A 13,217-nucleotide genomic window follows, 5' to 3' on the forward strand; every position below is an offset into this window, starting at 1 on the left:
TGAGTCAATCAGAACCGTCCCCAGTGACTTCCTCTATTCTTTATAGGTGACATTCCTCTTTGGAGAAGTGATAGGAGAGCTGGTAACGTTGTACTTTGCAAACATTTTGGAGAAGTAGGCTTTGTATTCTTTCTTTTCGTAGACTTTGTCTCTAAGCTCGAAATCTCCTATGACCATGTCCATAGAGTACTTGAGATTATACATGGTTTCTGCCATGTGCTGCATTATGTGGAAGATATCGTGATAGTTGGCCTTGATGTATTCATCTATATCGTCCATGGTGATTCGCATAAGCAGAACGTCATCATAGGCAATCACAGTATAGATTGCAGGCTTTTGGGCAAGAAGTCCGATTTCTCCAAAATAGGAGCCCTTTCCAAGAACACTAAGGATAGCCTCACTATCAGTTCCATAGCCACTGTATACCTCCACATGGCCGTCTACAATCTTGTACATATCCATATTTACTTCATTTTCTCTGAGAATAATTGTTCCTTCGGGGACCTTAGTAAGCATAGTATATCCTCCGTTATGAACACCAGATATAATAATCATCCTGGCGAAATATAGACTTTTTTATCTAAGTATCATTATAAACTAAGGATGATATAAGTATCCATTAAAAAATAAATGAAAAACCAAACATAAAAGCAAAAAGAATGGTAAAATTAGAATAGTAGACTTTGTGACTTCGCAGATGCAGAAAGGATGGAGAGATTATATGGTCATTGAATTAAAGGACAGGATTGATTCTGGCAATGCTAAAGACGTTGAAGATTCCATATTATCTAAGCTTGAAGGCTATGAAGGTGATGACCTTGAACTTAATGCGTCTGCTCTTCAATATATTTCCAGTGCAGGACTTCGCATTATTCTTCATCTCAAGAAGCAGTATAAGGGTCTTAAGATCACAGGGGTAAGCTCTGAGGTCTATGAGATTCTTGATATGACTGGCTTTACAGAGATGATGGATGTGGAGAAAGCCTACAGAGTCGTTTCTATTGAGGGCTGTGAGCAGATCGGAAGAGGTGCCAACGGCTCTATCTATCGTATTGACCAGGATAATGTTGTAAAGGTGTACAACAACCCTGATGCCCTTGACGATATCAAGCATGAGAGGGAGGTGGCCAGGATTGCCCTGGTTCTTGGTATTCCCACAGCGATTTCCTATGACGTGGTTAAGGTTGGTGACAGCTACGGTTCCGTGTTTGAGCTGTTAAATGCCAGATCTTTTTCCAAAATCCTGGCAACAGAGCCGGATAAACTGGACTGGTGCGTGGAAGAGTACGTTAAAATGCTTAAAAAGATTCACAGTACCCTGGTTCCTAAGGGAAAGCTTCCTGATGCCAGAGAAACAGCCATTAACTGGGCTAAGTTCACGGCAGAGTACCTTCCAAAGGAAGAGGGAGCTAAGCTTATAAGGCTTATTGAGGCAATTCCTGTGGATGATCACATGATCCACGGTGATTATCATGTTAAGAATCTAGAGTTACAGAACGATGAAGTTCTTTTGATAGATATGGATACCCTTTCTGTGGGCCATCCAATCATTGAGCTGGCGTCAATATTCAACGCCATGGTGGGCTACTACGAGGTGGACCATGACGATATCGAAAAATTCCTTGGAATCAGCTATGATACCGGAATTACCTTCTGGAAGAAGTTCTTGGCAGCCTATTTTGGCACAGAGGATGAGAACAGGCTTAAGGACATTGAGGATAAGGCAAGAATCATCGGCTATACCAGAATGATCAGAAGGTCCATCAGAAGAAAGCTCAATGAGACAGAAAAGGGCAAGGCAGAGATAGATCTTTGGACAAAAGAGCTGACAGAGCTGGTGGATAAGACTGATTCCCTTACATTTACCTGCAATGAGCTGGTGATTGAGGCAACTGTGGATAACCTTCCTTTGGTGCAGGACTTTGTACAGGATAAGCTAAGCACCGTTGACTGTCCTCCAAAGGCTTCCATGCAGATTGAGGTGGCGGTGGAAGAGATCTTTGTAAACATCGCAAACTACGCTTATAAGCCGGAGACGGGCATTGCTGTGGTACAGGTGGAGATATCAGATGATCCGGTCTGTGTATCCATAACCTTTATAGACCACGGAAAGCCTTATGATCCGCTGGCTAAGGAGGATCCGGATGTGACTCTTTCTGCTGAGGAGAGGGAAATCGGAGGTCTTGGAATCTTCATGACCAAGAAGACCATGGACGACGTGAATTACGAATACAAGGATGGAAGTAACATCTTAACGCTTAAAAAGAACATCTGACTATAGTCTTTGAATAGCTTATTTAAAGAGCAAGGAGAGAAGATAATTATGGATGCCAAGTCAAATGCTAAGATGATCCAGAGGACCATGCTAAGGTTACTTCCTGTGCAGGTATTGTTTGCCATAATCGTTACGATAAATGGAATCGTATCTACTTACTTTGCCAGTAACTATGTGGGCGTAGATGCCATGAGTGCTGTGGGTCTCTATGGTCCTATCAATATGCTGATCGGAGCTTGCAGTACGGTTCTTGTGGGAGGCGCAGCCTTTCTTGCTGGTAAGTACGTAGGACAGAACGACCATGCCAAGGTAAAGAACATCTTTACTTTGGATATTGTGTTATCTGTGGCATTGTCTATTATCTTCACATTACTTCTTTTGGTGATGGGAATCTTTAGTCTCACTTCTTTCTTTACAAGAGATGAGGTGATTCAGCCTATCTTTAACATCTACCTTATCGGTAACGCTGTGGGAATCCTTCCTTTTATCATCGGCAATCAGCTGACCATCTTTTTATCCATGGAGAATAAACAGAGACTTTCAGTTATTGCCAGCGTTGGATATATCGTAGCTAACCTGATCCTTAATGTTTTATTTGTTCAAAAACTCCACATGGAAGCTTTGGGACTGGCCCTTGCTTCTGCACTTGGTATGTGGGTGTTCTGCTTTATTGAAGCAATCTACTTTATCCTTGGCAAGTCCTATTACAAATATGATTACAAATCCCTTGATCTTACTGAGTTTAAGAATATCGTAAGCTGCGGATTCCCTGGTGCTGAGACAAATATCTATCAGACCCTAAGGGGAATTGCAGTTAACAAAATGCTGCTGGCCTTTGTGGGAAGCGCCGGCGTATCTGCCTTTGCGGCTGCCAATAACCTGATGGGACTGTTCTGGGCTATTCCTGCGGGAATGATCGCAGTATCAAGACTTCTTATCAGCGTTGCCACTGGTGAAGAGGACAGGCAGACTCTGATCGATGTAATGAGAACAATGTTCTACAGATATATTCCTATAATGATGGTATTTGTTGTGGGCATCATTGCCTGTGCAGAACCATTTACAAAGCTCTTTTTCAAGGATCCTTCAGCACCTGTATATGGCTACACCGTTATGGGATTTAGGATTCTTCCGCTTTGCATGTGCTTTTCTATTCTGTGTATGCACTATGTATGCTATGCCCACGCTTTGGAGAAGCACGTTATTCTCCACATTATGACTGCTCTTGATGGCGTTATCTGCGTGGTTGCATTTACAGCTCTTTTGATAAAGCCTCTTGGAATGGCCTCTGTATACATCGCTAATGTATTAAACGGAGTGGTTGTCACACTTACCTTTGTGATCTATTCCATAACCCAGATAAAGAGAATTCCTCGCAATATGGCGGATGTCATGGCTATGCCTGATGACTTCGGAGCCTCTGATGATGAGAGAATGGACATTTCCGTTAAGAGCATCGAAGAGGTTACCAGCGTGGCTGAGCAGGTTCAGGAGTTCTGTAAAAAGAGAGGTGTGGATAAGAGAAGGTCTTATCTGGCGGGACTTTCCATGGAGGAAATGGCTGGAAATATCGTAGAGCACGGCTTTACCAAGGATAAAAAGACCCATTCTGTGGATATCCGCGTGGTCCACAAGGACGATGACGTTATTCTGCGACTTAAGGATGACTGCGTGCCATTTGACCCTCGCGAGAGACAGAAGATCACAGAAAATGATGATCCTACAAAGAACATGGGTATCCGTATGATCTTCAAGGTGGCCAGTGATGTGCAGTATCAGAATATTCTGGGACTTAACTTCCTTACTATTAAGGTTTGATGCGGAATCTATAATGAATCTATTTGGAGAGTTTCATGAGTTTTATTACTAAGAGACAAAAGAATACGGCGATTATTGCCACAGTAGTATATTTGTTTCTGATTCTTATTGCAGCGCAGCTTCTGTACATTAGGGGGCTTGACCAGCTTAAGCCCATCTATGTGTTTAATATAAGCGGCGATATATTTGCCATGCTTGCAGGATATGTGCTGTTTATCTGTTGTATCATCGATGTTCAGAAGACAGGTTCTAACCTTAAGTGGCTGTTATATCTTTTGAATGCCGCATTCCTTGGGACCTTCTGCGACGCGGTGGCTTGGCTTGTGGACGGCGTTGAGAAATACATCTGGCTCAATGTCCTTGATAACACGCTCTATTATATGTGTGCTCCTTTTGAGGCTTTCTTTTTCTGGAATTATGCCAAGACCTTCTTAGAAGTGGATAAAAAGAGCATAAAGCTTGCGGATATTGGTTTTAAAGTGGGACTTGCCATAGCTCTTTTCATGAGAGTCACAAATCTCTTTACAGGAGTTTACTTTACTGTATCTGCAGAGGGCATCTATTCAAGAAGTCAGTACTATGGAGTGTCCATGATCTATGCCTTTGGTGGCATGATCGTGACCCTTGTCATGATCATCTTAGAGAGAAAGCATCTTCAGGTTTATCAGGTGGTTACCTTCTTTATGTACGGCATTGCGCCACTGGTGGTATCTGCGCTGACCCTGCCAATATATGGAATTTCTGTTATTTCCGGAGTTGTGATGCTTGTAATCCTTCTTATGTACTGCGTTCTTAATGTTATGCAGGGAAGAGAGAAGGCAGCAGCAGAAAGAGATATGACCCTGGCTAAGGGCATTCAGGAAAATGTTCTTCCAAGGATCTTTCCGCCTTTCCCTGAGAGAAAGGAATTTGACCTCTATGCTTCAATGACCGCAGCCAGAGAGGTTGGCGGAGATTTCTATGATTTTTATCTTATTGATGATGACCACATAGCCCTTACTATCGCTGATGTATCCGGAAAGGGTGTGCCGGCAGCTCTTTTCATGATGATAGCCAAGACTATTCTTAAGAACCAGACTCTGGCGGATGATGGAGAAAAGCCAGGACTTATCCTTGAAAAGGTTAATGACCAGCTCTGCGATGGCAACATGCTTGAGATGTTTGTGACGGTGTGGCTTGGAGTTCTGACAATATCCACAGGAAGCCTTGCCTATGCCAATGCAGGACATGAGTACCCCATCATTCGCAGAAGAGGCGGCAAGTTTGTTGTGGATAAGGAAAAGCATTCACCGCCTCTTGCCACCATGGAGGGCCTTCATTTCAGAGAGGGAGAGATGACTCTTAATCCCGGCGACTGCCTTTATCTTTACACAGACGGCGTAACTGAGGCCATGAACATGGACAAGAAGCTGTTCGGAGAGGACAGGCTGGTTGATGCCCTTAATATTGAACCAAATGCTTCTGCCAGGAAGCTTGATGACAATATAAGAAAAGAGATATCGTCCTTTGTTAAGGATGCACCGCAGTTTGACGATATCACCATGCTTACCTTCAGGTATTTTGGAGAATTTGGGAAGTCAGACAACTGATGTGAGGTTAAGAGGAGGGAAACACATGTTGAATATTAACAAAGAGATCACAGGAGAAAAGACAGTATTTGCGCTGGAGGGAAGACTTGATACAGTGACTGCTCCTGAGCTTGAGAAGAGCATCATGGATTCCTTGGAGGGCGTAAAAGAGCTGTTGTTTGATTTTTCAGAGCTTTCATATATTTCTTCTGCAGGACTTCGTGTTCTTCTTGCGGCTCAGAAAGCTATGTCTAAGCAGGGTGAGATGAAGATTACCGGCGTCAGTGATACTATAAAGGAGATTTTCGAGGTAACAGGATTCCTTGATATTCTTACAATAGTATAAAAGGAGCAGATCAGTTAATGACAGAAGGTATCAGGAAATTTGATTTTCACATGCATACAACCGTTTCAGACGGAACGGATACGCCGGCTGAGATTCTTGATAAGGTGGTGGAGAAGGGCATAGATCTTTTTGCTGTCACAGATCATGATGCCATTAAGGGGTGTAAGGAGTTAAAAGAGCTTGTGTCTTCCAGGGACGTAAGGTTCGTGTGCGGCGCTGAGTTTTCCTGCAAGGATGAGGGCGGCAAATACCATATCCTGGGCTACAACTATGATCCAGACAGCGATGCAATTGTATCCCTTGTGGAAAAGGGCCATAAACTAAGACTTCACAAGCTTGATAACAGGCTGGCTTTTCTTAAGTCTGAGTTTGGTTTTGAGTTTCCTAAAGAGGATATTGATTATCTGTACGGTCTTGATAATCCAGGAAAGCCCCATATTGGAAATACTATGGTAAAGCTTGGATTTGCGCCATCTAAGGAAGTGGCCATTAAGGAGTTTATCAACAAGAAGCGCTTTGCCACGGAGTATCTGACTCCAGGAGAAGCTATCGAGGCTATAAAGGCAGCAGGTGGTATTCCGGTTCTGGCGCACCCATGCTACGGTAGCGGTGATCAGCTGATTCTTGGATTTGACCTGGCTTCCAGAGTTCAGTTCCTGATGGACATGGGGCTTCAGGGACTGGAGGCTCATTATTCCGGCTTTGCACCTAAGCTTACTGCCAGCGTGATTTCTTTGGCAAAAGAGAATAATCTGTACATTACCGCAGGCTCCGACTATCACGGAAAGAATAAGATGGTGGAGCTTGGAGATGTGGGGGCTATTAACTATGATGAGCTTGAGCCTGAGCTAGTGAGATTTATAGAAGCAGTTGTGTGAGGATTATTAGATAATTGAGATACATTGATAAATGAATTAGATTAGTGATATGAAAAACACGAAACCTCCCTGGTTCCAAGGAACTCGGGAGGTTTCTATGTGTCTATAAAAATTTGGATTATAGCAAATTAAATTATTTGTTGAAAACGGAGTTGAGGTAAAGGAATCCGCAATATCCGTTCTCATCAAGAAGACTCATTACATCGTAGCCAGCTGGAACAGTAACTGATACTTTCTCGTTGGCAACAGGGAAGATAACGTTAAGCTCAACGTCTGGGCGTGATGCAAGTGCTTCCATCATTTCCTTGTCGATGCAGTATGAAACAGATGTCTCAAGTCTTACAAGTGCATTTTCTGGAGCGTTCTTGATTGTGTCGATGAATGCTCTCTTATACTGAAGTGCTGTAAGGTTTCCGCTAGCTTTTACTGTTGCAACAGGTCTTACAACGCTTTCTGCTGTTTCGCCGCCACGAACTGCGCCAAGAACCTCTGGAAGGTTGCCATCTGCAACTGAGAAGATAGCAAAGAGTGCTGGAGCTTCTTCCTGTGACTCTTCGTGTGTCTCTGAAGAACCACCGTTATTTGCTGGAGCAGAAGTAGTTGTAGCAACTGGAGTAGCAACCTGAACAAGTCTTGCTACAAGTGTGATTCCACCATTGTTGTTTGTAAGTCTGATGCTGTAAACACCGCCGCCAAGATCAACCATCTCCACGTTGTCACCAGCTGAAAGCTCATAGCCATTCTCAACAGCTACCTTAAATGCCTTGTTAAGAGTAGTCGTGAGAAGTGTTTCTTTCTGTTCGTTCTTTGTTGCTGTCTGGTTAGCAACATCTGCTGAGATAGACTCAACCTTTGTTACTGTTGTGTGGTTAAGACCATAAACCTCTCTGATTCCAGCAGAAGTTGTGTTCTTAACGATATACTGAACGTGCTCCTCAAGGTACTTGGTTACCTCTTCTGTGTTACCTGCAACTGCAGTAGGAGCATCAATCTCATAAACTACGATAGTAGGGATGTTGCAGTTTATAAGCTCGTCATTTTTCTTTTCAACATAAACACCCTTATCATTTGCTTTGATTGTGCCTTCAACTACAACGATGTTCTTGTTATCACCTGTGTTTGAATCACATGTGCATGGGTTAGCGCTGCAAGTTGTGCATGCGCACTTTGTCTCACCGTTGAGGTCAGTAACTACTACAGTGACACCATCGTCAGCACCAGTAACATTTCCTTCAACTATAACTGTTGATGAGCCATCTGTGTAGATTCCATCAACTCCGCTGGTCTGATCAACATTAGCGCCGCCAGTTACGTCACCATCTACAATCATATAACTGTCTTCTGTAACATATAGGCCAGAACCTGTTCTTCCTGTTACATTTCCGTCTACTACTACTGTGCCATCATTTACAGAAACAGCGCCTCTGCCACCTTCTGCATTGCCAGTAATTTCAACTGTTCCATTTGTATGAGCACAGGTTGCGCGCCACTCGTCGCTTTCGTTTGTTGCGTTACCATTTTCAACGACTACAGTTCCTTCGCCTTCAGCATATACTGCTGACCACTGGCTGGAATTGTTTGTTACATCGCCTGTGTTTACAACTACTTCACCTGAATTCTTCTCCCAAGTGTTTTCAGGTGCTTGTGTATCCTCAGCGCATACAGTCATTGCTGGAGTAAGCGCAAGTGACATAGCAATTACTACAGCTGTAAGATTTATAAGTTTCTTATTGTACATTTTTTCATTTCCTCCATCTAAAAAAATCCCCGAGTTAAAAAAATAACACAAAGATAATTTTATTTCAAGATTAATTTATTTATCTGAAATAAAGAATCGGAGAATGCTTAAAATTCGCGGCCTGGCAGATGGGGATAGTGCGAAAATGCTGATGAAACTTGAGTTTTACTTATTGATGATTCTCTGAATCAGCTGATCATATTCAGGATGGATAGTGGCCATAAGATTGTCGCTGGAGTATGACATGGGAGAATGGCTTGGGAAGACGTAGATTAATTGATGGATATATACAAGAATAGTCATGATGATTACTGTTAGAAAGAGATATCTGAAGCTTTTAGTATGCTTCTGATTTAAGAAATATCTTTTTACAATAAAAACAAATATAGCTGCAAGCCACAGTGGATATGCGGGATTATATGAAAGGGCTGCCACTGGATGCATGGAAAAGCACGCTAAAAAGGCTCTGGTAAGTCCGCAGGCTGGGCATGGAAAACCAGTCAGAAGAACCACAGGGCACACGTGATGGAAGATAAGATGCAAAGACAGAATTATTACTGATAGTGCCATGATGGGAATTCTGTTTGCGTAGATGTCGTTGTAGATGCGCTTTAGTACTAGTTTCATGGTTTGGGCCTCATATAGAAAACGAGAAACATTTTTAGAGAAATAAAAAACACCTGATAAAGCCATTGCAGGCTTTACCAGGTGAATTTTAATTAATAGCTATTCATTGAAGCCAGGATTGCTGCGCCTGCCAGAGCATAAACGATGATCATCAGAACGATAGCAATTGCAAGCCATATAAGCTGAGCCTTGGCCCAGTTGGATTTTGACTTAGGAGTGTTGCTTCCAAATGCCCAGACAAATAGAAGGATGATACCTACACATGGAAGGCCTATTAAAAAGAGAGATAGAACCCAATCGCCTACAGATACAGGCTGATCAAGCGGCGGCTGTGCGTAAACAGGCTGTTGGTTATATACAGGCTGCTGATTATACACAGGCTGCTGGTTATTTACTGGTTCCTGATTAGGTGTGTTGTTAGTATCCATTTAATAACCTCCTTAGAATATGAATATAAAGAGATTATATCATTAATAAGTACATATATAAACGCAATTAAGGATATTACTAAAAGCAAATATGAAAGCAGGCTTAAAAATTGAGGTCGATGCTTTCAAAAAAGCATGGCATTCTACAGAACACGACAGAAGCTGTGGGAACTGCACAATAGAGGAAGGGATAAAAACAACTCTTGAAGGTGATAGAAAAAGAGTAATAATGACCCGATAAATGACCCGATAAATGACCCGATAAAATTGAAAAAAAGGGAGCAGCAAATTATAGATTTACTTCGTTAGAGATCTGATATGACAAGAAAAGAGATGGGAGACAAACTTGGCTGCTCTGAAGCTACTGTTAAAAGAGAACTACAAAAGCTGATTGAAAAGGGCGTAGTCAAGAGAGTGGGCTCAAATAAAAAAGGTGAATGGATTTTAGTAAATTTTAAATAACGAATGCAATTAAATGCTGGAAAGACAGGTAATACAAGGTGAAATAAATAATTCATTTCAATGCAGAGTTTTTTAATAATAATTTCAGAGATATTTACTTATGAGAATTTGCGAAATTTAGTAAAATAGTTGTGGCAATCTAGTTAACATAAACCATTTATCTCAGGAGGTAATTATCAATGAATAAAAAATCTGCTTTTGAAGTATACCTGTCTGCGGTTTTTAAATGGGGTATTACTGCACTGGTATCGGCCTGTATGTTTGCTACAGCAATGTTCATAGTAGAAAAGACAATTGGCTTTTATCAGGTTATCCCTTGGATCGCAGTAATAATTTTCGGTATCATGGATGTGTGTTTCTTTATTACAGGAATGCTGATTCTTAAGTCTTCATTTGATGAAGATGGATATTTAAAAGATGGAAAACTTCAAATAGGAAAGATTTTCTGCTCTGTTGTTCTTATCATTCAGTGGAACTACATTATTTACATGGTTCCGACCAGAACATTCTGGGGATTTTTATGTTTCTTCCTGATACTTATCGGATTCTTTATGGATATTAAGCTACTGTCCGTTACCGGCAGTATTTGTATTGTTTCTATGTTTATTGCATGGTTTGTCAGAGGCACAGCTCTTTTGCCAGTAAAAGACGAACTCTTTATTACAGATGTAATCATGTGTGTTGTAGGTCTTGTGCTTTCGTTAGCCGGCCTTGTAATGTTCTTATTCTTTGTTTCACACTTTTTGATTACTGCCAAAAAGGATGAGCTTGAAGAGAACAACAGGCGTGTTACAGGTGTTATGGATGCTGTTCGTTCAATATCTTCCAAGATGGTAACTGCTGGAACAACTCTTTTGGATATCTCATCAAGTGAGAGCGCTTCAGCAGAAGAGCTATCAGCAACAAGTGATGAGCTTGTTAAAAACAGTAATATTCTTGGTAATAAAGCAGATGAGAGTATGGCAAACTTGTCAGAGCTTAATGATTGCGCAAGCATTGTAGAAGAAAATGTTGAGACTGTTGAGAAGACATCTGACAACCTTCTTAAGAAGTCAAAAGAAAATGAGAAATCATTAAATGATCTTCAGGGAATAAATTCGGAAGTTTCTGATTCTATGGCAGTTACAACAGATATTGCAGACAGACTTCTAAAGGCAGTAGAAGAAATTGGAACAACGCTTGAACTTATTCAGGGAATTTCGTCATCAACAAGTCTTCTTGCTCTTAATGCTTCAATTGAGGCCGCAAGAGCGGGTGATGCTGGAAAAGGATTTGCTGTTGTAGCAACTGAAGTTGGTAAGCTTGCAGAAAACACGCAGAGCTCACTTAAGGACGTTGGTGCAATAATTGAAAGAGTTCAGAAGAACGTAGAAGAGATTACAGGACAGGTTGAGATAAATGCCAATAAGCTTGCTGAACAGAATGAACAGTTTAAGACAGTATTTGGCGACATAAGTGAAATGACTACAATGCTGAATGATTCGGTTAATGCAATTGAAGAGATGAATGAGGCACATAAACGCCAGTCAGAAATCATCAAGAAAACTGTTGAGATTAACCAGAATATCGCAGAGAGTATCAGAAGTGAGAACGAGCAGTTTGTGGCTATCAGTACCATGGCTGGAAACAATGCTACAAATACTGAGCATGTTGCACAGCAGGCTAGTGCAATCAATGACATGGTTGATGAGATTAATCGTCTTCTAAATAATTAAAAAGATGTAAGTGTCAAAAGACTGTGCCTTCTAAAAATGAAGCGCTGTGCCGGAAAAGTCACTGCATGTTTTTACAAATCCGTCCTGACATGGTAATATATATTCGCTGTGTCAGGACTATTTTTATGTCACAATGTGTCATAACGCATAATTAATACAAAAATGGTGCCCGGCGTGGCACTCGGTACAACGAGCTGAGATAACAAATGGCTTAAATAAAGCATTTTTAGAAGGAGATACATAGAAAATGAAACTAGGAATCGTAGGTTTACCTAACGTTGGAAAGAGTACACTTTTTAATTCACTTACAAACGCTGGAGCGCTTGCTGCAAACTATCCATTTGCAACAATTGATCCTAACGTAGGTGTGGTTGCAGTGCCAGATAAGAGACTTAAGCTTCTTGGAGATCTTTATCATTCTAAGAAGGTTACACCAGCAACAATTGAATTCGTTGATATTGCAGGACTTGTTAAGGGAGCTTCAAAGGGTGAAGGTCTTGGAAACCAGTTCCTTGCTAACATTCGTGAGACAGATGCTATCGTGCACGTAGTTAGATGCTTTGAGGATACTAACGTAGTTCACGTTGATGGATCAGTAGATCCTGCAAGAGATATCGAGACTATCAACCTTGAGCTTATTTTTGCTGACCTTGAGGTTCTTGAGAGAAGAATTGCAAAGGTTGCTAAGCTTGCTCGTATGGACAAGTCAGCAGCAAAAGAGCTTGAGATCTTAGAGAAGATCAAGGCCACACTTGAAGATAACAAGATGGCAAGAGAACTTGAAATTGATGACGATGATGACAGAGCATTTGTAAACAGCTTGGATCTTCTTACATGGAAGCCTGTTATCTACGCTGCTAACGTTAAGGATGAGGATCTTGCTGATGATGGTGCTTCTAATAAGTACGTTGCAGCAGTTAGAGAGCTTGCAGCTAAGTCTGGAAGCGAAGTATTTGTAATTAGTGCTCAGATTGAAGCTGAGATTTCTGAACTTGATGAGGACGAGAAGGCTGAGTTCCTTGAGAGCCTTGGTCTTTCTGAGTCAGGTCTTGATAAGCTCATCGCAGCAAGCTACAAGACTCTTGGTCTTATGAGCTTCCTTACATCTGGTGAGGATGAGACAAGAGCTTGGACAATCAAGATTGGAACAAAGGCTCCTCAGGCAGCAGGTAAGATTCATACTGACTTTGAGAGAGGCTTCATCAAGGCTGAGGTTATTAACTACGAGGATCTTCTTCGTGAGGGCTCACTTTCAGCAGCTAAGGAAAAGGGTCTTGTCCGCATGGAAGGTAAAGAGTATGTGGTTCAGGACGGAGATGTAATTCTCTTTAGATTTAATGTCTGATTTGGGAGGAATATCTA

12 protein-coding genes are annotated in these 13,217 nt (G+C 41.6%); 8 read left to right on the top strand and 4 right to left on the bottom strand.

Annotation, left to right across the window (positions count from 1 at the left end; all coding sequences use genetic code 11):
* Window positions 1-33: 33 nt before the first annotated feature.
* Window positions 34-516 (bottom strand): cyclic nucleotide-binding domain-containing protein, encoded by a 483-nt coding sequence (locus T541_RS0104765; protein ID WP_026651610.1) that lies wholly within the window; start codon window positions 514-516, stop codon window positions 34-36.
* 205 nt (window positions 517-721) lie between these two features.
* Here T541_RS0104765 and T541_RS22050 point away from each other — a divergent pair, with 205 nt between their 5' ends.
* The 5 genes from T541_RS22050 to T541_RS0104790 are packed head-to-tail and all read left to right on the top strand — an operon-like array spanning window position 722 to window position 6,885.
* Window positions 722-2,275, top strand: a complete 1,554-nt coding sequence (locus tag T541_RS22050) for an ATP-binding protein (RefSeq protein ID WP_197025140.1) — start codon at window positions 722-724, stop codon at window positions 2,273-2,275.
* 48 nt (window positions 2,276-2,323) lie between these two features.
* The gene (locus tag T541_RS0104775) at window positions 2,324-4,093 is read left to right on the top strand and encodes an MATE family efflux transporter (protein WP_026651612.1); all 1,770 of its coding nucleotides are present in this window, start codon (window positions 2,324-2,326) and stop codon (window positions 4,091-4,093) included.
* 35 nt (window positions 4,094-4,128) lie between these two features.
* Window positions 4,129-5,682 (top strand): PP2C family protein-serine/threonine phosphatase, encoded by a 1,554-nt coding sequence (locus T541_RS20545; RefSeq protein ID WP_051538092.1) that lies wholly within the window; start codon window positions 4,129-4,131, stop codon window positions 5,680-5,682.
* A gap of 25 nt (window positions 5,683-5,707) precedes the next feature.
* Window positions 5,708-6,007 carry an STAS domain-containing protein gene (locus T541_RS0104785; RefSeq protein ID WP_155839461.1) on the top strand — a complete coding sequence of 100 codons (300 nt, stop codon included), beginning with the start codon at window positions 5,708-5,710 and terminating at the stop codon, window positions 6,005-6,007.
* A gap of 17 nt (window positions 6,008-6,024) precedes the next feature.
* Window positions 6,025-6,885 carry a PHP domain-containing protein gene (locus T541_RS0104790; protein WP_026651614.1) on the top strand — a complete coding sequence of 287 codons (861 nt, stop codon included), beginning with the start codon at window positions 6,025-6,027 and terminating at the stop codon, window positions 6,883-6,885.
* 133 nt (window positions 6,886-7,018) lie between these two features.
* On the opposite strand, the gene T541_RS0104795 is transcribed toward T541_RS0104790, so the two are convergent.
* The 3 genes from T541_RS0104795 to T541_RS0104805 form a co-directional block, all read right to left on the bottom strand.
* The gene (locus tag T541_RS0104795; protein WP_026651615.1) at window positions 7,019-8,623 is read right to left on the bottom strand and encodes a hypothetical protein; all 1,605 of its coding nucleotides are present in this window, start codon (window positions 8,621-8,623) and stop codon (window positions 7,019-7,021) included.
* A 165-nt stretch (window positions 8,624-8,788) separates the two neighbouring features.
* Window positions 8,789-9,250, bottom strand: a complete 462-nt coding sequence (locus T541_RS0104800) for a DUF2752 domain-containing protein (protein ID WP_026651616.1) — start codon at window positions 9,248-9,250, stop codon at window positions 8,789-8,791.
* A gap of 92 nt (window positions 9,251-9,342) precedes the next feature.
* Entirely contained in the window at window positions 9,343-9,678 is a 336-nt protein-coding gene (locus T541_RS0104805; RefSeq protein ID WP_081779856.1) for a hypothetical protein, read from the bottom strand.
* A 318-nt stretch (window positions 9,679-9,996) separates the two neighbouring features.
* Here T541_RS0104805 and T541_RS21055 point away from each other — a divergent pair, with 318 nt between their 5' ends.
* From T541_RS21055 to ychF, 3 genes are all read left to right on the top strand, one after another.
* The gene (locus tag T541_RS21055) at window positions 9,997-10,140 is read left to right on the top strand and encodes a helix-turn-helix domain-containing protein (protein ID WP_242840748.1); all 144 of its coding nucleotides are present in this window, start codon (window positions 9,997-9,999) and stop codon (window positions 10,138-10,140) included.
* 179 nt (window positions 10,141-10,319) lie between these two features.
* Entirely contained in the window at window positions 10,320-11,855 is a 1,536-nt protein-coding gene (locus tag T541_RS0104815) for a methyl-accepting chemotaxis protein (RefSeq protein WP_026651618.1), read from the top strand.
* Between the two features lie 247 nt (window positions 11,856-12,102).
* Window positions 12,103-13,200 (top strand): redox-regulated ATPase YchF, encoded by a 1,098-nt coding sequence (gene ychF, locus T541_RS0104820; protein ID WP_026651619.1) that lies wholly within the window; start codon window positions 12,103-12,105, stop codon window positions 13,198-13,200.
* Window positions 13,201-13,217: the final 17 nt, after the last annotated feature.

Source organism: Butyrivibrio proteoclasticus P6B7 (assembly GCF_000622085.1).
Lineage (GTDB): Bacteria > Bacillota > Clostridia > Lachnospirales > Lachnospiraceae > Butyrivibrio > Butyrivibrio proteoclasticus_A.